The 21,598-nt window shown below is 73.4% G+C and carries 21 protein-coding genes; 10 read left to right on the top strand and 11 right to left on the bottom strand.

Features of this window, described 5'->3' with window-relative positions; genetic code table 11:
- Positions 1–51 precede the first annotated feature (51 nt).
- The gene (locus tag ACJ5H2_RS00905; protein ID WP_408897681.1) at positions 52–471 is read left to right on the top strand and encodes a pyridoxamine 5'-phosphate oxidase family protein; all 420 of its coding nucleotides are present in this window, start codon (positions 52–54) and stop codon (positions 469–471) included.
- Here the strand turns inward: ACJ5H2_RS00905 and ACJ5H2_RS00900 are convergent.
- Entirely contained in the window at positions 422–838 is a 417-nt protein-coding gene (locus ACJ5H2_RS00900; RefSeq protein WP_408897680.1) for a hypothetical protein, read from the bottom strand. The two genes, ACJ5H2_RS00905 and ACJ5H2_RS00900, sit on opposite strands and share 50 nt — an antisense overlap.
- Positions 839–841: 3 nt before the next feature.
- A complete protein-coding gene (gene nhaA, locus ACJ5H2_RS00895; protein ID WP_408897679.1) occupies positions 842–2,209 on the bottom strand; it encodes a Na+/H+ antiporter NhaA in 1,368 nt (455 codons plus the stop codon).
- A 101-nt stretch (positions 2,210–2,310) separates the two neighbouring features.
- On the opposite strand from nhaA, the gene ACJ5H2_RS00890 reads away from it, so the two are divergent.
- From ACJ5H2_RS00890 to ACJ5H2_RS00865, 6 genes are all read left to right on the top strand, one after another.
- Positions 2,311–2,721 carry a phage holin family protein gene (locus ACJ5H2_RS00890; RefSeq protein WP_408897678.1) on the top strand — a complete coding sequence of 137 codons (411 nt, stop codon included), beginning with the start codon at positions 2,311–2,313 and terminating at the stop codon, positions 2,719–2,721.
- Positions 2,722–2,775: 54 nt separating this feature from the next.
- On the top strand, positions 2,776–3,642 hold the full coding sequence (locus tag ACJ5H2_RS00885; RefSeq protein WP_408897677.1) for a fructosamine kinase family protein: 867 nt from the start codon (positions 2,776–2,778) through the stop codon (positions 3,640–3,642).
- A 54-nt stretch (positions 3,643–3,696) separates the two neighbouring features.
- Complete coding sequence (locus tag ACJ5H2_RS00880; RefSeq protein WP_408897676.1) at positions 3,697–4,410, top strand: response regulator transcription factor; 714 nt, start codon at positions 3,697–3,699, stop codon at positions 4,408–4,410.
- A 19-nt stretch (positions 4,411–4,429) separates the two neighbouring features.
- On the top strand, positions 4,430–5,854 hold the full coding sequence (locus ACJ5H2_RS00875) for a sensor histidine kinase (RefSeq protein WP_408897675.1): 1,425 nt from the start codon (positions 4,430–4,432) through the stop codon (positions 5,852–5,854).
- Positions 5,847–6,422, top strand: coding sequence for a hypothetical protein (locus tag ACJ5H2_RS00870; RefSeq protein ID WP_408897674.1), 576 nt, complete (start codon positions 5,847–5,849; stop codon positions 6,420–6,422). The genes ACJ5H2_RS00875 and ACJ5H2_RS00870 overlap by 8 nt, the downstream gene beginning before the upstream one ends.
- Positions 6,423–6,792: 370 nt before the next feature.
- Positions 6,793–8,085, top strand: a complete 1,293-nt coding sequence (locus tag ACJ5H2_RS00865; protein ID WP_408897673.1) for an HNH endonuclease — start codon at positions 6,793–6,795, stop codon at positions 8,083–8,085.
- 68 nt (positions 8,086–8,153) lie between these two features.
- Here the strand turns inward: ACJ5H2_RS00865 and ACJ5H2_RS00860 are convergent, their stop codons facing one another.
- Genes ACJ5H2_RS00860 through ACJ5H2_RS00845 form a run of 4 tightly spaced genes read right to left on the bottom strand, consistent with a single transcriptional unit; the run spans position 8,154 to position 14,468 of the window.
- The gene (locus ACJ5H2_RS00860; protein ID WP_408897672.1) at positions 8,154–9,398 is read right to left on the bottom strand and encodes an anthranilate synthase component I family protein; all 1,245 of its coding nucleotides are present in this window, start codon (positions 9,396–9,398) and stop codon (positions 8,154–8,156) included.
- 4 nt (positions 9,399–9,402) lie between these two features.
- A complete protein-coding gene (locus ACJ5H2_RS00855) occupies positions 9,403–9,945 on the bottom strand; it encodes an anthranilate synthase component II (RefSeq protein WP_408897671.1) in 543 nt (180 codons plus the stop codon).
- Positions 9,946–9,966: 21 nt separating this feature from the next.
- On the bottom strand, positions 9,967–11,892 hold the full coding sequence (locus ACJ5H2_RS00850; protein ID WP_408897670.1) for an anthranilate synthase family protein: 1,926 nt from the start codon (positions 11,890–11,892) through the stop codon (positions 9,967–9,969).
- Between the two features lie 50 nt (positions 11,893–11,942).
- Complete coding sequence (locus tag ACJ5H2_RS00845; RefSeq protein WP_408897669.1) at positions 11,943–14,468, bottom strand: CHAT domain-containing protein; 2,526 nt, start codon at positions 14,466–14,468, stop codon at positions 11,943–11,945.
- A gap of 119 nt (positions 14,469–14,587) precedes the next feature.
- Here ACJ5H2_RS00845 and ACJ5H2_RS00840 point away from each other — a divergent pair, with 119 nt between their 5' ends.
- A complete protein-coding gene (locus tag ACJ5H2_RS00840) occupies positions 14,588–15,985 on the top strand; it encodes a S8 family peptidase (protein WP_408897668.1) in 1,398 nt (465 codons plus the stop codon).
- A gap of 44 nt (positions 15,986–16,029) precedes the next feature.
- Here ACJ5H2_RS00840 and ACJ5H2_RS00835 read toward each other — a convergent pair whose 3' ends face one another.
- Together ACJ5H2_RS00835 and ACJ5H2_RS00830 are read right to left on the bottom strand one after the other, a co-directional pair.
- Positions 16,030–16,497, bottom strand: a complete 468-nt coding sequence (locus ACJ5H2_RS00835) for a hypothetical protein (RefSeq protein ID WP_408897667.1) — start codon at positions 16,495–16,497, stop codon at positions 16,030–16,032.
- Positions 16,494–17,066 carry an RNA polymerase sigma factor gene (locus ACJ5H2_RS00830; protein WP_408897666.1) on the bottom strand — a complete coding sequence of 191 codons (573 nt, stop codon included), beginning with the start codon at positions 17,064–17,066 and terminating at the stop codon, positions 16,494–16,496. Before ACJ5H2_RS00830 ends, ACJ5H2_RS00835 begins: the two co-directional genes overlap by 4 nt.
- A gap of 174 nt (positions 17,067–17,240) precedes the next feature.
- Here ACJ5H2_RS00830 and ACJ5H2_RS00825 point away from each other — a divergent pair, with 174 nt between their 5' ends.
- Positions 17,241–17,630: a hypothetical protein gene (locus tag ACJ5H2_RS00825; RefSeq protein ID WP_408897665.1), complete on the top strand. Its 390-nt coding sequence runs from the start codon at positions 17,241–17,243 to the stop codon at positions 17,628–17,630.
- Positions 17,631–17,746: 116 nt separating this feature from the next.
- Here the strand turns inward: ACJ5H2_RS00825 and ACJ5H2_RS00820 are convergent, their stop codons facing one another.
- Together ACJ5H2_RS00820 and ACJ5H2_RS00815 are read right to left on the bottom strand one after the other, a co-directional pair.
- Positions 17,747–18,253: a MarR family winged helix-turn-helix transcriptional regulator gene (locus ACJ5H2_RS00820; RefSeq protein WP_408897664.1), complete on the bottom strand. Its 507-nt coding sequence runs from the start codon at positions 18,251–18,253 to the stop codon at positions 17,747–17,749.
- A gap of 9 nt (positions 18,254–18,262) precedes the next feature.
- The gene (locus ACJ5H2_RS00815; RefSeq protein ID WP_408897663.1) at positions 18,263–18,766 is read right to left on the bottom strand and encodes a hypothetical protein; all 504 of its coding nucleotides are present in this window, start codon (positions 18,764–18,766) and stop codon (positions 18,263–18,265) included.
- Positions 18,767–18,849: 83 nt separating this feature from the next.
- Here ACJ5H2_RS00815 and ACJ5H2_RS00810 point away from each other — a divergent pair, with 83 nt between their 5' ends.
- The gene (locus ACJ5H2_RS00810) at positions 18,850–20,085 is read left to right on the top strand and encodes an MFS transporter (RefSeq protein ID WP_408897662.1); all 1,236 of its coding nucleotides are present in this window, start codon (positions 18,850–18,852) and stop codon (positions 20,083–20,085) included.
- Between the two features lie 7 nt (positions 20,086–20,092).
- On the opposite strand, the gene ACJ5H2_RS00805 is transcribed toward ACJ5H2_RS00810, so the two are convergent.
- Positions 20,093–21,589 (bottom strand): flavin monoamine oxidase family protein, encoded by a 1,497-nt coding sequence (locus tag ACJ5H2_RS00805; protein ID WP_408897661.1) that lies wholly within the window; start codon positions 21,587–21,589, stop codon positions 20,093–20,095.
- Positions 21,590–21,598 lie beyond the last annotated feature (9 nt).

Raw genomic sequence — 21,598 nt, 5'->3', positions numbered from 1 at the left:
GCCCACCGCGCCCACCGCAACCACCGCCCACCGCAACCACCGAGGACCCCCGTGCCCGTACTGCAGCCCGTCGACTGGACCGCGCTCCCCCCGACCCTCACGGAGTTCTGGACCGAGCGGCACCTGTGCACGCTGAGCACCCTCGACCGGGACGGCGCGCCGCACGCCGTGGCGGTGGGTGCTGTGCTCGACCTCGAGCAGCGGTGCGCGTGGGTGATCACCGACGGCGGCTCCCAGAAGGCCGCCAACCTCCGCCGGGACCCCCGCCTCGCGGTGACCCAGGTCGACGGGGCGCGGTGGTCGACCATCGTCGGCACCGCCGAGGTGCTCGACGCGCCGGAGGCCGTCGCCCGCGCCTGTGAGCGGTACGCCGCCCGCTACCGGACCCCGCGTCCCAACCCGAGCCGCGTGGCGCTGAGGATCACGGTGACGCGCTTCCTCGGGTCGTCGCAGGTCCTTCCTCCGGGCTGAGCCGCTCCGCCCGGCGCTCCCGCCAGCGCAGATAGCGCTCGGTGAGCACCAGGCCGCACAGGACGCCGAAGCCGAAGATCGCGCGCCCCAGCGACTCCGCCCGCGTGTCGCCGAGCACAAGAGGCTCGCGGGCGGCGAGGGCCACCAGCAGCCCGACGCCGCCGAACACCACCGGCCAGGTCAGCCGCGCCGCGAGATCGCGCCGGTCGAGCAGCTGCCAGGCCGCGCCGCCGGCCAGCCCGAGCACGGCGTACGGCGCCCGCGCGGCGTCCTGGATCCCGTGCACGTTCGCGGCCGCGACGAGCGCGAAGAGCGGCACGACCCAGGCGAAGCCCTCGTAGGGCTTGACGTGCGCGCGTCCTTCCACGACTCAGATCGTGTCACGTCGCCGGCGCGTGCGGTCCGCCGCCAGCAGCAGGACCACGCCGACCACCGCCGCAACGACCGAGGCGACGAGGATGCCGACCTTCGCCTCCGCGGTGAGCAGCGCGGAGTCGGGGAAGGACAGCCCGGCGATGAACAGCGAGACGGTGAAGCCGATCCCCGCCACCGCGCCGACGCCGACCAGCTGCATCCAGGTCGTGCCCTCCGGCATCCGGCCGATGCCGAGCCGGATCGCGAGCACGCACGCCAGCGCGATCCCGAGCGGCTTGCCGAGGACCAGCCCGGCACCGATCCCCAGGGCCACGGCCGAGCCGAGCGCGTCACCCAGCACCCCGTCACCCAGGGCCACCCCGGCGTTGGCGAGCGCGAACACCGGCAGCACGACGTACGACGACACCGGGTGCAGGCGCGACTGGAGCCGCTCCACCATCGGCACCGACTCGGCCAGCAGGAAGCGCAGACGGTGCAGCTCCTCGGCGTCGAGCTCGTGGTCGCGCAGGCAGTCCGCGGCGTAGTCGGACGCGACCTGCGGGCGCAGCAGCGCGCCCGCCGGGGTCAGCAGGCCGATGGCCACGCCGGCGAGGGTGGCGTGGACGCCGGACTCCAGCAGCGCGAACCACGCGGCGACCCCGAGCACGACGTAGACCGGGATCGACCAGACCCGTACGGCGCGCAGGAGCGCCATCGTCGCCAGCAGGCCCACCGCTCCGGCGAGCCACCCGAGGGAGAGGTCGGAGGTGTAGAAGAGCGCGATCACCAGGATCGCCCCGATGTCGTCGACGATCGCCAGCGTCAGCAGGAACAGCCGCGCCGCCGATGGGACCCGCCGGCCGAGCACGCCGAGCACGCCGACCGCGAACGCGATGTCGGTCGCCATCGGGATGCCCCAGCCAGCCCCCGCGTCCCCGCCGCCGGCGATCAGCACGTAGAGCACGGCCGGCACCACCATGCCGCCGAACGCCGCGACGATCGGCAGGGCGGCGGTGCGCGGGTCGCGCAGGTCCCCGTGCACCAGCTCGTACTTGATCTCGAGCCCCACGACGAAGAAGAAGATCGTCATCAGGCCGTCGTTGACCCAGTGCTGCAGGGACTCCTCGAGCCGCCAGTCCCCGATCTCGAGACCGACCGGGGTGTGCCAGAAGTGGTCATATCCCGCGGCCCATCCGTCGAACGGCAGGTTGACCCACAGCAGCGCGACGACGGTCGCGGCGAGGAGCAGGATCGAGCCGGACGACTCGATGTGGAGGAACTCGCGCAGCGGACGGGCGACGTACCGCGCCAGCCGCTTGTCGCTCTCGGTCCACACGGGGCCCTGGCGCCACAGGGACTCGGGGGTGGGGCGGGGGTCGGACACGGCGGGATCTCCTGGCGTCGTGCGGGCAGGGACGTTCACATGCCGACCAGACTTCCCGGCTCACCTGTAGCGATCCTAGCGATGTCGGTAAGGTCGACCGCATGGCCACCGAACCGCGCACCCTCACTGGTGAAGAGCCGACCATCGGACGTCTCATCAAGGACGCGCAGACCGACTTCTCCACGATCATGCGCAAGGAGATCCAGCTCGCCAAGTCCGAGCTGAAGGTCAGCGTGACCGCGGGCGGGGTCGGCGCCGGCCTGGTCGCCGCGGCGCTCTTCCTCCTCGTGCTGGCCGTCATCATGCTCTCGGTCGCGATCGCCTACCTGATCCACTGGAACGGCCAGGGCCTCGACCTGCACTGGGCCTTCCTCATCGTCTTCGGCTTCTACCTCCTGCTGGCGGCGCTGCTCGTGCTCCTGGCGATCCGCAGCTTCAAGAAGGTCAAGGCACCCGAACGGGCGATCGAGCAGGGCCGCGAGATCCCGCGCGCCCTCAAGGGCCAGGCCTGACCCGGACCGGCACGGACACGGGCCGGACAGAGCAGGGCAGGGCAGGGGGAGCCGATGGCGCGGCAGCCGGTGGTCGCCGGCCGAGCCGAACAGCTGCTCGGCTCGGCGGTCGTCGCGACCGCCCCGGTCGCCGGCGGCGACATCTCCACCGCCGTGAAACTGCGCCTCTCCAGCGGGCGCACCGCCTTCCTCAAGACGCTCAGCCCCGCCCCGCCACGCTTCTTCGCCCGTGAGGCCGCAGGCCTGCGCTGGCTCGCCGAGGCCACGCCCGAGGGCGGCGTCGCGGCCGCCGAGGTGCTCGCCGTCGACTCCGACTGCCTGATCCTCGAGTGGGTCGAGACGGCCCGCCCCAGCGCCGAGGCCGCGGGAGCGTTCGGGCGTGCGCTGGCCTTCACCCACGCGTACGGCGCCGACGCCTTCGGGTCCGACGCCGACGGGTACATCGGCCGCCTGCCGCTGCCCAACCGGTCGCTGCCCACGTGGGCGGAGTTCCACGCCGAGTGCCGGATCGCGCCGTACCTCAAGGTGCTGCGCGACAAGGAGATCCTCAGCGCGGAGGACGCCGCGCTCATCGAGACCGCGGCGGCGCGCGCCCCCTCGATCGTCCCCGAGGAGCCGCCCGCGCGGCTGCACGGCGACCTGTGGAACGGCAATGTGCTGTGGGCTGCCGGCGACCGGGTCGTCGTCGTCGACCCCGCGGCGTACGGCGGTCATCGCGAGGTCGACCTCGCCATGCTCGCGCTGTTCGGGCTGCCCCAGCTGCCCCAGGTGATGGCCGCCTACCACGAGGCCCATCCGCTGGCCGACGGCTGGGAGGACCGCGTCGGCTACCACCAGCTCTTCCCCCTGCTGGTCCACGCCTGCCTCTTCGGCGGCCAGTACGGCGCCCGCGCGGCGCGGGTGGCAGCCCGCTACCTCTGAGCCTCGGCCCGCGCCTCTCAGCCGGCGCTCAGGCCGATCGGCCATGATGGGGTCGTGTCCGCCCGTCCCGCCTCGCCGCACCGCATCCTCGTCGTCGACGACGACCGGGCCGTGCGGGAGTCGCTGCGACGCTCGCTGGCCTTCAACGGCTACGACGTCCACCTGGCCGGTGACGGGGCCGAGGCCCTCGCCGGCATCGGAGCCGTCGCGCCCGACGTCGTCGTGATGGACGTGATGATGCCCAAGCTCGACGGGCTCGAGACGACCCGCGCGCTGCGCGCCGCGGGCAACGACGTGCCGATCCTCGTGCTCACCGCCCGCGACGCCGTCGGCGACCGCGTGGAGGGCCTCGACGCCGGCGCGGACGACTACCTCACCAAGCCCTTCGCGCTGGAGGAGCTCCTGGCCCGCCTGCGTGCGCTCCTGCGCCGGGTCACCCCGATCGAGGAGGGCGCCGAGGAGGAGGTCCTCTCCTTCGCCGACCTCACCATGAACGTGACCACCCGCGAGGTGCGCCGCGGCAGCCGGCTGATCGAGCTGACCCGCACGGAGTTCACGCTGCTGGAGATGTTCCTGCGGCGGCCGCGGCGGGTCCTCGACCGCAGCTTCATCCTCGAGGAGGTCTGGGGCTACGACTTCCCCACGACCGCCAACTCCCTCGAGGTGTACGTCGGCTACCTGCGCCGCAAGACCGAGGCCGAGGGCGAGCCCCGCCTGATCCACACCGTGCGCGGCATCGGGTACGTCCTGCGCGCCACGGAGTCATGACCAACCCGCCGGGCCGTCGGTGAGCGTCCCCTGGGGCCTCTCGACGATGGGCCCGGGACCGGACGGGCGCTGGCACTACCGCCGCTCGCTGGCGAGCCGCGTCATCTGGCTGACCACCATGGCCGTCGGCATGTCCGTCGCGCTCGTCGCCGTCGGCGCCTACATCACCGCCCGCGTGCAGATGCAGGACACCCTGGACAACGCTCTCCTCGACCGCGCCGGCAAGGCCGCCGCGTCCGACAGTCTGCTGCAGGCCGGCTCGCAGGGCATCCCCTCGTGGGCGCTCGGCGCGGGCGACGTTCGGATCGCGATCCTCGACTACAACCAGCGCACCCTGCGCATCCTCGACCGCGGGCCGACCCTGGAGCTGGGCCGGCCCGAGCTCGAGGTCGCCCAGGGCAAGAGCGACGAGAGCCTGCGCACGATCGTGCTCGCCGGCGAGCGCTACCGCGTCGTCGCCGTCCCCACCCAGCAGAGCGGGGTCGCCCTCGTCATCGCCCAGCCGCTGGAGGACCAGGACCGCACCCTCCGGCGCCTCGGCTGGGTGACCGTGGCCTTCGGCGTCTTCGGCGTCCTGGCAGCCGGCCTGGCCGGATGGGGCGTCGCGAGCAACGGCCTGCGCCCGGTCCGCCGGCTGAGCGCCTCGGTCGAGGAGATCGCGCGTACCGAGGACTTCACCCCGCTGCCGGTCGAGGGCGACGACGAGATGGCGCGACTGGCGACGGCCTTCAACCACCTGCTCGTGGCCCTCGACGCGAGCCGAATCCGGCAGCGGCAGCTGGTCGCCGACGCCAGCCACGAGCTGCGCACCCCGCTGACCGCCCTGCGCACCAACATCGACCTGCTCACCATGACCGCGCGCAGCGCCGACGGGTTCGGGGGCCTGCCCCCCGACGCGCGCGACGAGCTGCTCGACGACGTGCGCGCGCAGATCGAGGAGCTCACCACCCTCATCGGCGACCTCACCGAGCTCGCGCGCGACGAGCCCATGCCGGTCCAGGTCGAGCCCGTGGACCTCGCCGACGTCATCGACCACGCCGTGCAGCGGGTACGCCGCCGCGCCCCCGGCCTCGTCTTCGAGGTGTTCACCCGACCCTGGTGGGTGATCGGCGAGGCCGCCGAGCTGGAGCGGGCGGTCACCAACCTGCTGGACAACGCCGCCAAGTGGAGTCCCGAGGGCGGCCAGGTGACGGTGCGGCTCAGCGACGGCGTCCTCACCGTCGACGACCAGGGACCCGGGATCGCCGAGCAGGACCGCACCCGGATCTTCGACCGCTTCTGGCGCTCGGACGACGCCCGCACCATGCCCGGCTCCGGGCTGGGCCTGGCGATCGTGCGCCAGGTCGCCGAGCGGCACTCCGGCTCGGTGCAGGCCACCGCCAACGCCAGCGGCGGCGCACGCCTCGTGCTCAAGCTGCCCGGACGGGAGAACCCCCATGCCTGACATCCGCATCCGTCGTACCGTCCTGGCCGCGGTGGTCCTGACGCCCCTGGGCCTGGCCGCCTGCGGTGGCGAGGAGGTCGGCCCGAAGCCGGACCTCCCCTCGGAGACACCGGCCCTGTGGAATCCGTGCGACGTCCTGGACACGGCGTTCGTGAAGGCGGAGCTCGGCGTGGACGCCACCGAGCACGCCGGCTCCGCGACGAAGCCGGAATGCCGGTTCACCCCCGCCGAGGGCAGCGGCGACCCGGTGGTCACCTCCAACTACCTGCTCTTCCCCGGCACCCTCGAGCAGGCCTGGGAGACGATGGGCCAGCCGCCGGACGCGGACGTCCGCACCCCTGCGATCACCGGCGCCGACGACGTCCGGATCGTCGTCAACGCCACCGCGGACCAGCTGTACGTGACCGGCTTCGTCCAGAACGGAGACCTGATCCAGCAGGTCGACGTCGTAGACCCCGCGCCGTACGCCGAGAAGCGGGTAGTGCGCGGCGTGACGGCGATGCTCGGCCGGTTGTCGGCGCATGCGGAGGAGAGCGGCGCCGGGTCGGCTCCCTCCTCCTCGGGCTGATCTCCGGCTGGTCTTCGGTTGCGGTGGGTGTTGAGTCGTCGGTTCTGACCCGTCGAGTCGTCAGTTCTGACCCGTCGAGTCGTCGGTTTCTGACCCGCGGGGTGGGTGTTGTGTCCCTTCCGGGTTTGCTCGGTGCCAGGTCTGATTTCCGATTGACGTGGTGGCGCGCCGCTGTGGTCGAGCTGGTTGGCTGGACGCCGCATTTGGGCGTCAGGTCTCTGCCCGTCTGACCCCTGTGGTTGCGGTGGTGGAGGGTCGGTTCTCTCGATCGGTGACGTTGTTCGTCCACACGCCCGTCACGCACTTTCCCCTGTCCACAGGTGGGTTTTCTCCCGTTCGTTGTGTCGTAGGTCGGTGGGAGAATCCAGTCATGGATCTCGGGACCACTCCTCGTTCGACAGCAGTGCTGCTGTCGCGTGTGGCCGATGGTGTCCGGGCTCGTCAGCGGCTCCTGGTCGAGGAGTGGGAGGCGATCGTCGCCTGGGCCAGCAACCACGTCGTCACGGGTCCCGAAGGTGCCCCGACGATCACGGAGGGCTATCTCGACACCGGTGTCCCGATCGCCGGCGAGGGTGCACCCCTGGTGTCGGAGTTCGGGCTGATGGAGCTCATCGCGGTCCTCGGCCGCTCACCCGATGGAGGGCGGGCGTACGTCGGGCGGGTGATCGAGTGCGCCTGGCGCCTGCCCCACGTCTACGACGCGGTGGTCGCCGGACGTCTTGCGCCGTGGCGCGCGGAGCGGATCGCCGAACGCACGCATTCCTTGAATGCTGAGGCGGCTGCGTTCGTGGACCGTCAGCTGTTCGACGCCACCGGGGTCGGGTGGGCACAGCTCGACCGGCTCATCACCGAAGCCGTCCTCCGCTACGACCCGGCCACCGCCGAAGCCGAACGCGCCAAGGCCGCCGACGGGCGACGGTTCGACATCGACCCCCACGTCGACGACCACGGCCTCGTGACGGTGTCCGGGCTGCTTGACGCCGCGGACGGGCACGACCTCAACCTCGCGGTCGCCCGCCGGGCCGACGTCCTCGGACGCCTCGGCGACCAGTCCTCGCTCGACGTGCGGCGCTCCAAGGCCGCCGCCGAGCTCGCCCGCGCCGACCTCGCCCTCGACCTGCTCATCCCCGACCCCGACACCGGAGAAGCCATCGCGGTTCCGGGGCGGAAGGTGGAGCTGAACGTCCACATCACCGACACCACCCTCACCGGAGACAACCCGGTCGGTCGGTGGGAGCAGGGCAACGGCCCCATCAGCAGCGAGCAGATCCGGGAATGGCTGCAGGCCCACGACACGACCATCACCGTCCGCCCGGTCATCGACCTGACCGAGCGCATCCCGGTCACGAGCTACGAGGTCCCCGACCGACACAGACGAGCCGTCGCGCTACGCGACCACACCTGCCGCTTCCCGCACTGCACCCGCCCCGCGACCCGCTGCGACATCGACCACGCGACCCCCCACGCCCAGGGCGGAGTGACCTGCCCGTGCAACGAGGTCCCGCTGTGCCGACGGCATCACCGCGCGAAGACCCACTCGGCCTGGCATTACGACACCCCGACCCCGGGCACCTACCTGTGGACCAGCCCGAACGGCCCCACCTTCCGCGTCGACCACCGCGGCACCCACCCGATCCACACCGCGCCCCCGCCCGACGAGTAGCCACCTCGTCCCACACCCCGCAGGACCCCCAGCTGCGGGGCCACAGGCACGCCCGGACCGCTCTTCCGTCAGGGGTTGATCGCCTGCAGCAGGCGCGCGGCCTTCCACTCCGTCTCGGCCCACTCCTCGTGGACGTCGCTGGCGACGGTGATGCCACCGCCGGTGCCGAGGACGTAGTCGTCGCCCGCCGTCACCAGCGTCCGGATCACGACGCCGAGGTCGGCGCGGCCGTCGCCCGACACCCACCCGAAGGCACCGGCGTACGCGCCCCGTGCGGTCGCCTCGACCTCCTCGATGATCTCCATCGTCCGCAGCTTCGGCGCCCCCGTCATCGAGCCGGCCGGGAAGAGCGCCCGCAGCGCGCCGACGGTGGAGACGTCGTCGCGCAGCCGGCCGCGCACGGTCGAGACCAGCTGGTGGACCGAGGCGTACGACTCGACCTCCATGAGGACCGGGACCTCCACGGTCCCGACGTCGCACACCATCGCCAGGTCGTTGCGGAGCAGGTCGACGATCATCAGGTTCTCCGCGCGGAACTTCGGGTCGCTCGCCAGCCGCTCCCGGGCCTCCTGGTCGTCGGCCGGCGTGGCGCCCCGGGCGGTGGTGCCCTTGATCGGCTTCGTCTCGATCGCCCGGTCGCCGGTGACGAGGGCATAGCGCTCGGGCGAGGAGCTGAGCAGCCAGGCGCGAGCGCCCTCGACGTCGTGCTGGAGGAACCCGGCGTACGGCGCCGGGTTGAGCGCGCGCAGGCGCAGGTACGCCGCGGCGGGGCTGAGCGGACTCGCGGTGCGCAGCCGGTGGGTCAGGTTGACCTCGTAGGAGTTCCCGGCCCGCAGGTGGTCCTGGACGGTCTCGAACGCGGCGGCATAGACCGCCGGCACGGGGGCGGGCAGCCCGAGGGTGACGCCCAGGCTCGTGGCCGGCGGCGTGACCGGGTGGTCGTACTCGCGCAGGTGCGAGGGACGCAGCCACACGGCATCCGGCAGGTCCGGGTCCGGGTCGGCGGGCAGGTCGGCGCGGGCGGCGTACCCGAAGTAGCCGAACCACTGGTCGCTCGGCCGCCCCGCGGCGAGCTCGGCCTCGAGGACGGCGAAGGGGTCCTCCCCCACCACGACACCGCGGCCGCCGGCGTGGCGGGTCACCTCCCGCCGGGCGGCGTCGTAGCTGATCGACACGTCGTCGTCGTCGAGCCAGCCGAGGATGGACCGGCGGCGCGACCAGTCGCGGGCGCCGCCGCCGTCGAGCCACACGCAGCGGGCGTGGCGGGCCTGGATCCGGGCGAAGGCCTCGGCGGGGTCGCCCTGGGTGACCATCCGCTCAGGCTCCCACGCCGAGGAAGTTCGCGACCAGCCGCGCGCCGTGCTCGGAGAGCACGGACTCGGGATGGAACTGGACCCCCTCGTAGGGCCGGATCCGGTGGCGCACGCCCATCACGGTGCCGTCCGCCGCCCAGGCGCTCGCCTCGAGCTCCTCGGGCAGCCGGACGGCGGCCAGGGAGTGGTAGCGCACCGCCGCCAGCGGCGCGGGCACCCCGGCGAACACGCCCCGCCCGTCGTGGGTCACCGACTCCACCACGCCGTGCGCCGGCGCGACCCGGCCGACCTCGCCCCCGAACGCGGTGACCATCCCCTGCATACCGAGGCACACGCCCAGCACCGGTCGGTCGTCGAAGGCCCAGCGGTACTCCCGCGGATGGCCGGGACCGGGGGACAGAACGACATGGGAGAACCGGGCGAGGTCGACGGGGTCGGTCGACTGGACCACGGTCGGCAGCGCTCCGGTGACGCCCGCGACCAGGTGCACCAGGTTCCAGGTGTAGGAGTCGTGGTGGTCGACGACCACGACGTCGGGGACGGTCACGGCGTGATCTCCATCCGGCCTCTAGAGCAGGACGCCGGCCACGAGGTCGTGGACGATGTCGAAGCCCCGCTCGGTGAGGATCGACTCGGCGTGGAACTGTACGCCGCGATAGTGCGGTCCGGTCACGGCGTTGACGTCGCCGGTCTCCGCGTCGGCGTCGACCCGGACGCCCTCGGGCAGGGCGTGGTCGGGCCCGACCCGGCCCACGAAGGTGTTGTAGAAGCCCACCCGCTGCGGGCGGCCGTCGAGCAGGACGGTGGCCTGGGTGCCCTGGAAGACGATGTCCTTGTACGCCAGCGGGATGCCGAGCTGGTGGCACAGCGCCTGGTGGCCCAGGCAGACCGCGACGAAGGGCTTCTCGTGGGCGAGCAGCCACGCGACGGCTCCCCGGAGCTGGGCCATCTTGGGGTCGGCGTCGTCGCGGGGGTCGCCGGGGCCGGGCCCGACGATGACCAGGTCGTAGCCGTCGAGCACCCCGTCGGCGTACTCCTCGTGCCGGACCACCGCGCTCGTCATGCCCATCCGGGCGAGCATGTGGCGCAGCATGTTCACGAAGTCGTCCTCGCCGTCGAGGATGACCGCGGACTTCCCGGACAGCCGCGGGTCGACCGGCGTACCGGCCTGGTCGGCGAGCCAGAATCCGGACAGCCGGCTGTTGCGCGCGTTGAGCGCGATCAGCACCTCCTCGTCGGCGACGAGGGTGGCGATGTCCGTGGTCGGCACCGGCGCGGGCGGCACGAGGCCGAAGGCCGAGAGGATGCCTCCGGCCTTGGCGTGGGTCTCCGCGACCTCGTACGCCGGATCGGAGTCGCGCACGAGCGTCGCGCCCGCGGTCACCTTGAGGTGGCCGTCGACGGACACGTCAGCGGTGCGCAGCACGATCGGGCTGTCGAGGACCGGCTCGCCGGCCTCGTCGCGACCGAAGAGCGCCAGGGCGGAGGCGTAGTAGCCGCGGCCCTCGGGCTCGTACTCCTTGATCAGCCGGCACGCGTTCTCCACGGGCGAGCCGGTGACCGTGGCGGCGTACATGGTGTCGCGGAGGACCTCGCGCACGTCGCGGGCGGTACGCCCGGCGAGGAGGTACTCGGTGTGGATCAGGTGCGTCATCGGCTTGAGGAAGGGGCCGAGCACCTGGCCGCCCTCCGTGCAGATGTCGCACATCATCTTGAGCTCCTCGTCGACGACCATGAAGAGCTCGTAGATCTCCTTCTCGTCCTGGAGGAACTCCCGCAGGCGCGCCTCCGTGCTGCGGGTCTCGCCGGCGGGCGGGCGCAGGTGGAAGGTGCCGGAGATCGGGTTCATCCGCACGTCGCCGCCGTGGACGGACACGTGGCGCTCGGGCGAGGCGCCGATCAGGAAGCGGTCGCCGGTGAAGAACACGAAGGTCCAGTAGGCGCCGCGCTCGCGCTCCAGCAGCCGACGGAAGACGGTCAGCGCGACGTCGGGCCCGAAGTCGGCGACGACGGCCCGGTAGTTGCGGCCGACGACGAGGTTCGCCCCCTCGCCCTGGCCGATCTCCTCGTCGATGATCGACGCGGCGATCTTGGCGTACTCGTCGTCGGTGGTCTCGAAGCCGCCACGGTCGGCGAACTCGACCGGCACCGGGTCGATCGCGTCGACCACGTCCACGACGGAGAACTCGTGCTCCTCGGTGACGTCCACGACGACCAGCGGGGTGCCGTCGTCGTGGGCCTCGAAGCCGCGCTCCCTGACCTGGCGGAAGGGTACGGCGACCAGCCGGTCGCAGATGTGTCCCGGCTCCGGCACGCCCGTCTCGAGCGGGATGTCCATGATCGACTCGACCACGCTGCGCGTGCCGCCGAGGACGCCGACGGTGTCGCGGTCGCCCGCTCGGGTGGAGCGCCGGATGATCGCCCAGGCCTCGTGCCCCTGGACGGCCGCGATGGCTTCCCGGGCGGTGAGGCTGGCTGAGGGCTGATCAGGCATGAACGAAGCCTATGCGGGGCGGCTGCGGCGGCGCCGCGGGGTTTCGCCCGTCAGACCCCGAGGGCGAGGAAGGCCGCCGCGGTGCCGGCCGCGACCGGGTCGCCCGCGGCTCCGCGGCGCACCTCGAACAAGGCGGTCGCGGGATCGCTACCCGAGGCGAGGGCGGCATGCAGCCCGACCATCAGGTCGGCGGTGGCGGCGTCGTTCACCTCGCCGACGCTGCAGACGAGCCCGGCGGTGCCGAGCGCGAACAGCGCTGCCGCCAGCCCGAGCAGCTCCTGCGCGCCGACGGGCGCGAGGACCCCGGACTCGCAGGCCGACAGCACGACGCGGTACGGCGCCCGCCGGACCCGCTCCAGGTCGTGCACGGTGAGCGGTCCGTCGGCGAGGTCGAGGGCGGAGAAGAGCGGGCTGTCGGCGCGGAAGCGGCCGTGCGCGGCGAGGTGGACCAGTCCGGCTCCGTCGAGATGGGAGAGCACCGCGTCGAGGGTCGCGGCGGGTCCGTCGAGCAGCACGGCCTCGGGGTGGCGCTCCGCGAGGACCGGCACCTCGGCGCCACCACTCGCCAGCGCCGGCCCGCAGACCAGCACGGTGGTCGCCGGGTCCGGCGGCGTGGTGGCGCGGGCCCGGAGCCACTGCCCCGCGGACGGCACGACAGCGAACGGCCGGTCCTGCAGCGTGGGCAGCAGCGGCCAGGCCAGGCCGTGGAGTCGGGCGGTCGGGGCGAGGACCACCGGTGCATCCGGCAGCAGCCCGACGGCGTCGCCGAGGATCGCCTCCTGGAGGGCCCGGCCCAGGCTGGTCGTGTCGGCCGGCCGGCCGCGGGCGGCCCGGCGCAGCAGCATCGCCGCCGGACCCAGCAGCGCGGCGACCGCGCTCGTGTCGGCCGCCACCCGTCGTCGTACCCTCCCGGCGTGGGCCACCACGACGTGCAGGCTCCCGTCGACGTCGACCAGCTCGACCAGCGCGGTGTCGCCTGTGGCGGCCAGGATCTCCTCGACCTGTGGGGGTTGCTGCTGCGCAGCGGTCGTCGCGGAGAGGGTGTGGCTCTCGGCGCGCACCGCCCGCTCGAGGCGCAGCCGCTCGCGCTCGAGCTCGTCGGTCGGGGCGCCCTCCTGCCGGGCCTGCGCCAGCTGCCGGCCGTTGTCGCGCAGCGCCGCGAGCGAGGCGGGGATCGTCGTCGCGTCCGAGGTCGCGGGCGGCTGCGCCAGCGCGGTCGCCCGGGTCCGCTCGCTCCAGCGCAGCAGGGTCCTCGCGTCGAAGGCCGCGTGGCGCAGGGCGATGGCGGTCAGCTCGCGTCCGTGGGCGGTCGCCAGCGCCCGCAGCTCGGAGGAGCCGATCAGGCGCCGGTGCTCGTCGATCGCGTCGAGTCCGGCGGCTGCCGCCCGCAGGACTCCCCCGCGGTCCTTCGTCTCCTCGCGCGCCAGGGCCCGGGCGTGCCAGGCCGCCGCGCGGACGAGGGCGTTGGGATGGTGGCGGTAGGAGGCAGCGGTCTCCCAGTGCCGACGGCGGGCGGCGCCCGAGCTCACCTGCCCGGCCAACGTGAGCGCCAGGGCCGCATCGGGAGCATGCTCGGCGTGCAGGTCCTGCGCCAGCTGCTGCACCTCGCCCGACATTCCGCCGGTCGCGCCGAGTGCCCACCGACCGCGCGCCGCGACTATCCGCGCGCGGCGTAGGAACCAGGCGCGGTCCTGTTGCTCGAACAGGGCGACAGCACGATCCGCGGCGTCGACCGCTCGTTCTGGACAGTCCGCGTCGAGCAACGCGACCGCCAGCCGGAGTGCCTGCTCCGCCGCCTGGGCCGGGGTCAGGCGTTCCGTCGGTACGTCGAGCACGCGGACTGCCTCGCCCGGCATCCCGACGGCGAGGTAGCCCCTGGCCAGGCACTCTGCGTAGTCGAACCATGCGTCCCCGCTGTCGGGGTCCCCGGCCGCCTCACGAAACCGGCTGAGCGCCGTCGCGAGGTCGCCGCGTGCCAGCGCGATCTCCCCCAGGTACGCCGTCGCACTGTGCAGGTCACCCGTCTCGCCGAGATCCGTCAGGATCCGCATGCCGGCCAGAGTCGCCCGCTCCGCGGCATCGACCATGCCCGTCGTGAGATCGATGTGCGCCAGCCAGAGATGCGCACGCGCCTCCCACACTGCGTCGCCGGTCTGCCGGAGGGCGGCCACCGCGCGCTCCATGACGGGCCGGGCATCGTCGAACCGCCCCACCATCGTCAACACGCCCGCGTACCGGACCGCCGCTCGAGCATAGGTTGCGCCGGACGACCGGCTCAGCGCTCGCTCGAGCTCCCGCAACCCTGCTGCGGTCTGTCCGGCCATTGCCAGCGTCGCACCCAGCGTCGCCCGGACGTCGCTCTCGCGATCGGCATCACGGCTGCGAACCGCGGCCCGACGCGCCTGCCGCAGCAGGGCGATGGCGTCGCTCGCCAGCCCTCGATCACGCACCACGATGCCCAGTGCCTGGAGGGCGATCGACCGCGACCGGTCGTCGGGCTCCGCGGTCAGGATGTCCTGGGCACGTCGCTCCGCCTCGACCGGGCGGTCGATCGCGAGGTCGAGCAGTTCCGGCACGGCCACCTCGTGATGAGCGACGTCGCAAGCGATCGATTTACGGGACACCTGAGCACCACTACGTTAGTGGCAATCCGCGTCCTCGGGCCGCGCCGTCTTCCGAGCTCTCAGGAGTCGTCATGTCGAAGCCGGGCTCTTCCTCGTCATCGCCGGGCTGGCTCTCCAGCATCGTGGACCAATGGCGGCACCGGCTGCGCCGATGGCGGCCGAAGCCACAGCGGGTCGAGGAGCCGCGGGAGCGCCTGCGGGTCCAGACCGAGATCATCCGCCGTGCCTTCGACGGCGCGGTGTCCTCGGCGGGGGCTGACGGCGGCCTGACCCGCGACGATGCGGACACCGCCTACCTCTTCCGCCCCGACCACCTCCTCGTCCGCGCCGACAGCATCGACGCCGTGGCCGACTACCTGGCGTCCCGCCCGGACACCTACCAGGGGGAGCTGGAGCGCGTCGCACAGCCCACCGAGGGGCTGGTGCTGACCCGGTTGCCCGTCCGACGCGACCACGGGGACCCGGTCCTGTCGACCCTCGACGACCTCGACCGCGCCTTTCCCCGCGATGCCGGCGGGTCACCCGTGGCGTCCCCCGACCACATCGTGTACGTGACGTATCCGCGGATGTGCCCGGCAACGGAGCCCGAGGAGCCGAAGAGCCGGCGCCCCTGGCCCCCGCCCGCGACGAGAGCCGGTCGGGTCCCCCGGTCCGGTCAGGTCAGGGTCGCCGTCGTCGACACCGGCTTGTGGACCGATGCCGTCGGCAGCCCGCATTCACCCTGGCTGACCGTCGGTGACGTCGTGGCTGATCCGTCCGACGTCGAGACCGTCGACTCGAGCGCGATCCACGCCTACGCCGGCCACGGAACCTTCGTCGCGGGCGTGATCAGCTGCCTCGCCCCGGGCACCCGGATCGAGGTCGAGGGGGTGCTCGTCCACGGTGGGGCGGTGTACGAGTCGGAGATCGTGCAGCAGCTGCAGGAGGCGATCGACGACGACGACCGCCCCCAGGTCATCAGCATCTCCGCGGGGACCCACACGCGCGGCGACTTCGCTCCCCTCGGCTTCGAGCTGCTCGGCGAGTCCAACAAGCTGGGCGCACGCGAGGACGTGCTGATCGTGGCCGCCGCCGGCAACGACGCCAGCGACAAGCCGTTCTGGCCGGCCGCGTTCGACTGGGTGGTCAGCGTCGGCTCGGTCGATCCCGACGCCGGCGTCTCCGACTTCTCCAATGTCGGGCCCTGGGTGGACGTCTATGCCCGCGGCCGGGACGTCGTCAACGCGTTCCCCAAGGGCACCTACACCTGCTACGAGCCGCCCCACGTCGGCGAGGTCCGGACGTTCGACGGCCTGGCCCGGTGGAGCGGCACGTCCTTCTCCACGCCCGTCGTGACCGGTCTGATCGCGGCCCGGATGCGGGAGACCGGACAGTCGGCGAGGGAGGCCTGGCGGGACGTCCTCGCGGGGGCCACCGCGGCGAGCGATCCTCGCGGCGGCGCGATCCGGATCGTGGGTCCACTGACCTAGGCTTCGAGGCTCGTCGCTGGCGCTCCCCGCACCTCAACCACCGGCTACAGCGTCACCCAGGGGGTCGTGAGCGACCGCCCGCCCTGCTCCACCACGAAGCGCACCGGTCCCGCCGCGACCGGGGCGAGCCGGAAGAAGCCCCCCGCGTCGGCCTCGACCGTCAGCGCGTCCGCCTCGGGGCGCTCCAGCATGACCGTGGCCGGTCCGACCGCGGGGGCTGCGTCGCCGCTGCCGATCACCTGGCCGAGCAGCTCCTCACCGTCGACCTCCACCTCGAGGGTGAGTCCGCCGTGGCCGAAGGACAGCGTGCGGGGCGCCGAGGCGACCGAGCGCACGGCGGCACCGGCCTCCAGGGCGGAGTCGTGCAGCAGCTCGGCCAGCTCAGCGTCCACCGAGCGCCACGTGAAGGCCGCGCGCGCCGCCGTACGCCGCCGCTCGCTCACGGCCGTCTCGTCGGCGAGAGCCTCGCCGAGCAGCGCCATCAGCTCGTCGTCGTCGAGGGATTCACTCACCGGGTCACCTCCACCAGTCGGCGCAGCGCCGGGCTACGACGCAGCTGCTCGAGCGCGCGGGCGCGGGTCGGACCGATGCTGCCGACCGGGATGCCGAGCCGCCTGCTGATCTCCTCGTAGCCCACCGGTGGGTCGGCGAGCAGCAGCAGGAGCAGGGCACGCCGCCCCTCGGGGAGCTCGGCGAGAGCCTCCCGCAGCAGCTGACGGCTCTCGGCGGCGAGCAGGTCGGCGCCGGCGCTGTCGTCGACCACAGCGTCGAGGCCGGTGGCGTCCTGCGGGTCGACCGGCCGGACCCGGCCGCGGACCCCCAGCAGGCGCAGGCACTCGTTGCGGGTGGTCGTCCGGATCCAGCCCGGCAGGGCCGCGGGCTCGCGCAGGTCGCCGAGATGCTCGACGAGGCGCAGCCACACCGTCTGGCTGACGTCGTCGCCATCGGCCTCGGAGAGCCGGTGGCCGCGGATGATCGCGTCCACCAGCGGGATGAAGCGGTCGACGATCGCGTCCCACGCATGCTGATCTCCCTCCCGTGCCGCGGGGACGAGCGCTGACAGCGGCGCGTCGACGTCCACACCCGACCCCCTTCGCGCGGTGCGAGAGCTTGCGGATGCATCGTCCCGCACTTCGGACCCGCGAGCCAGTACCTCTGATACGTCGGATCGGCGTGTATCAGCCGGCCGCCCGACGCCCTCCTCCTTCCATCACCCCCACGCGGCTCCCCGCGGCTCCCGGAAGGAACGACCGTCATGACCTGGAACGAGACCCACGAGCGCCTCCGCATCATGCGCGAGGCGGAGGCCGCCGCCGCCGTCGACATGAGCGGCGCGGTGCCCTGGCGCGAGGAGTGGCGGCCCTACTTCGCCAGCCCGACCGCGCTCGTCACCGCGCTGCGCTCCCGGTGGCAGCACATGTGCGAGGCACAGCTCGACGCCCGCGCCGCCGAGGACGACCTCCGCGACGCCTACGCCCGGCTGCGCCGCAGCGAGGCGGGCGTGCTGCTGATCCTGCGCCGGTACGCCGCCGGCACGCCCGGTGCGCCCGCCGTCCTGGCGCTGGCGGGTCCGCGTCCCACCCCCGCCCTCCAGGCGCGGGCCCGCCGGCTCCGGCTACGGGGCGGCCCCGTCCTGCCCGCCTGAGGACGACCCGGCCGACCGGGCACGTCGCCAGACGCGCCCCTCCCTCGCGTTCTCGGCCAGTGGGGGGTCGATGCGACGCGAGCCGGTGGCCCGTCCCCCCGGGGGCGGGCCACCCCTCAGGCCTCGCGCTCCTCGGCCCGCAGAGTCACCTTCTTCAGCAGGCGGTTGAGCGTCGCCAGCTCCCGCTCGGTGAGCGCGCCGGCGAGGTCGTCCTCGGCCTCGCCCCGGATGTCCATCGCCCGGCGCCAGATCTCCATGCCGGCCTTGGTCACCTCCACGATCACCCGGCGGCGGTCGTCGACGGAGGGGATCCGGCGGATCCAGCCGGACTTCTCGAGGCCGTCGAGCCGCCCCGTCATCCCGGCGCCGGACACCCCCAGCTCCGCGGCCAGCTCCGTCGGCGAGGCCGAGCCGGGGGTGTCGCGGATCATCAGCAGGTGCAGGGTGTTGTACTCGAAGTCGGTGAGCCCGACCTTCGCGACCGCCCGCTGCTTCGCACCCCGCAGGTAGCGGTCGATCCTGTTGATCCGGACGAAGACGCCCTCGACGACCTCGTCGAAGGCCAGGTCCAGCCAGTGGTCCTTCCACCGCGCGACGTGGCGGTCCGTCCAGTCCTCGGCCATGGCCGAACGCTACTGCGGTCGGCCGCGCCACCGCCCCGCGAGCCCGGCGCCGACGCCGAGGGCCGCGACCAGGGGGAAGAGGTACGGCGGGTCGCCGAACCAGAACTGCGTCGTGGGCAGGTCCCGCGAGAACCGGAAGAAGCCCTCCAGGTCGGCCAGGAACCAGAGGAACGGCAGGAGTCCCCACACGAGCCCGGCGAGCACCGGTCCCAGCCCGGACACACGACCGGTCGCTCCCACGGCCACCAGGATCGCGACGCCGAGCAGGATGAGGGCGAGCTCGCCGCCGGTCTCGGAGTTGTCGAACGTGCGCGCCTGCTCCATGCGGTAGCGGCCGGCGCCGTAGTCGAACACCAGCAGCCCGACCGGGGTCAGGACCAGGGCGATCACGGCACTGGCGAGGTGGCGCACGGCCATCGGCGAGCGCCGAGCGGGCGGCGTCCCGACCGGCGCCTGCGGGTGCGGGTAGGGAGAGGGCGGAGGCGGGAGGTACGGCGAGCCGGACTCGGTCATGGCCCGATCCTGCCCTGCGGGCGGCCCGGCGGAAACGGGTAATTCGCTGGCGAATACTTAGACGCCGAAGTAACCTCGCCATCATGGTCCCGTCCCCGCTCCGCTCACGCGACTTCCGCCTGCTCGTCGGAGGCATCGCCGTGAGTGGGCTGGGCTCGGCGATGACCCCCGTGGCGCTGGCGTTCGCGGTCCTCGACCTCGGCGGCTCGGCCACCGAGCTCGGCCTGGTCATCGCGGCCTTCGCCGCGGCGGAGGTCGTGACGATCCTGTACGGCGGGGTCCTCGGCGACCGGCTCCCGCGGCAGCTCCTGATGCAGGGCTCGTCCGCGGCGACCGCACTGAGCCAGGCCACCCTCGCCGTCCTCCTCATCACCGGCCACGGGTCGATCGCGCTCCTCACGGCGATCGGCGTGGTGAACGGCTGCCTGGGCGCGATCGCCCAGCCGGCGTCGAACGCGATGACCCGATCCACGGTGAGCGAGGCCCAGCTCCCCCGCGCGGTCGTGCTGCGCAGCCTCGCCCACGAGTCGTCCTTCGCGATCGGCTTCGCCCTCGCCGGCATCGTCGTCGCGGTCGCCGGCCCCGGGTGGGCCATCGCCGTCGACGCCGCGACGTACGCCGTCGCGGCGGTGCTGTTCGCGATGATCCGCGCCGCGAGCCCCGAGCGCGGCCAACGCGAGCGCCTGCTCGCCGAGCTCGCGGACGGAGCCCGCGAGGTGTTCCGGCACACCTGGCTGTGGCTGCTCATCGGGCAGGCGCTGCTCTACCACCTCTTCTACAACGGCGCGCAGGGCGTGCTCGGCCCGATCGTGGTCGGCGACGCCTGGGGCGAGCAGGCATGGGGCTGGGCGCTCTCGGCCCTGATGCTGGGCTTCGTCGCGGGCGGTGTCGTGGCGCTGCGATGGCGACCGCGCCATCTCCTGCGCTGGGGACTGGTGCTGCTCTCGCTCACGGCCGCCTTCCCCCTCGCGATGGCCCTCGCCGACGACCTTCCCGTGGTCCTGCTCGGCGCCTTCGTGCACGGTCTCGGCCTGCAGCTGTTCAGCGTCAACTGGGACCTGGCGATCCAGCAGAACGTCGCCGAGCGCATGCTCGCGCGGGTGTACTCCTTCGACCTGGTCGGCTCGTTCGCGTGCCGGCCGATCGGGCTCGCGCTGACCGGACCGGTGGCCGCACTCGTCGGGATGGACACCTGGCTGGTGGTCGTCGCCGCGGTCATCGGGGCGAGCTCGCTCGCCGCGCTCGCCGCACCGTCCGCGCGCAATCTCACCCGCCGGGCGGCGCCGGCCGCGACGAGCGCGGACCCCGTCGGCGTCTGAGCAGCGCCTACCCGGCGAGCACCTCGCGGGCGGCGCGCTCACCGGAGCGCACGGCGCCGTCCATGTAGCCGCTCCAGTAGGTCGCGGTCTCGGTCCCCGCCCAGTGCACCCGTCCGTGCGGCGCGCGCAGGTGGCGGCCGTGGGCCGACATCACCCCGGGCGGGTAGATCGCCGTGGGCCCGCCGCCCGTCCACTGCTCGAGGGTCCAGTCGTGCTCGGTGTAGTCGATCGGGTGCAGCGCCTGCTCGCCGAACATCCGCGCGAAGCCCGCCAGGACCGCGGTACGGCGCTGCGCGGCCGGCAGCACGCCGTACTGCTCCCAGGCGGAGCCGCCCACGAAGGCGAGCAGGATGCCGTGGTCGGTGTCCACGACGTGGTTGTCGAAGGCGACCCGGACCGCCCCGGAGTCGGCGATGCCGAAGCCGGTCAGGCCGCGGTCGCGCCAGAACGGACGCTCGTACACGGCGTCGCACTTCATCAGCCGGCCCATCCGCACCTGTTCCAGCAGCGCCCGCCGGCCGGCCGGGAGACCGGGGGCGAACGCGATGCCGAGCACCTGCTTCGGCGGCGCCGCCACCACGACCCGCCGTGCGCGGACCCGGCCGCGGGCGGTCGTGACGCGGACTCCGTCGGCGAGCTCGTCGATCGCGCTGACGGCGGCGTCCAGCGCCACCTGGGCGCCGAGCCGACGGGCCAGCTCCAGCGGGATCCGCTGCGAGCCGCCGACGAACCGGCTCTCCTGGGCGCCGCCGACCGTGTCGGAGTTGCGCTCGAAGGTGCCGGGCGTGGTCTCGTTGCCCGAGCAGGCGATGTAGTGCAGCACGAACAGCAGCGACAGGTCGTCGGGGTCGGCGCCGAAGCCGGGATGGGTCCAGCACTGGATCAGCCGCTGCACGCCCCAGCTGTTCACGGTGTTGCGGCGCAGCCAGGCGCCGAGGCTCAGCCGGTCCCAGTCCGCGGCGCGCGGGTGCTCCCACGGCGCGTCGACCGGGAGCTGGCGGGCCAGGCTGTTGAGCCGCTGCAGGGCGAGCGCGGCGTCGAGCAGGATCGTCGGGTCGGGCGGCACCGTCCCGGAGAACTCCATCCGGCCCAGCAGGGAGGAGAGATAGACGTTCTTGCCGGTGGCGTACTCGTCGAAGGTCCCGACGCCGAGCTCGGTGGCGAGCGCCGTGATCCGGTCCTGGGTCGGACCGACGAAGGCGCCGCCCGCCTCCAGCGTGCCACCGGTCGGCAGGGCGTGGTTGAGCACCCGTCCGCCGACCCGGTCCCGTGCCTCCACCACCAGCACGGGGCGGCCGGCCCGCGCGACTTCCCGCGCGGCCACCAGGCCGGCGAGGCCTGCGCCGACGACCACCGTGTCGACCTCGTCCGGCAGCGATCCCTGCAGGGTGCCGGCGACGACCTCCCGCTCCAGCGCGTCGAGGGTCAGCACGCCGAGCGCCGCCGCACCGCCGGCGAGCAGACCACGGCGGCCGAGGGGTCCGAGGGTGAGGGGCAGGGCCATCACGGCCTC

It is taken from the genome of Nocardioides pymetrozini (assembly GCF_046058985.1).
Classification (GTDB): domain Bacteria; phylum Actinomycetota; class Actinomycetes; order Propionibacteriales; family Nocardioidaceae; genus Nocardioides.
This window is presented reverse-complemented; position numbering and strand designations above follow the sequence as displayed.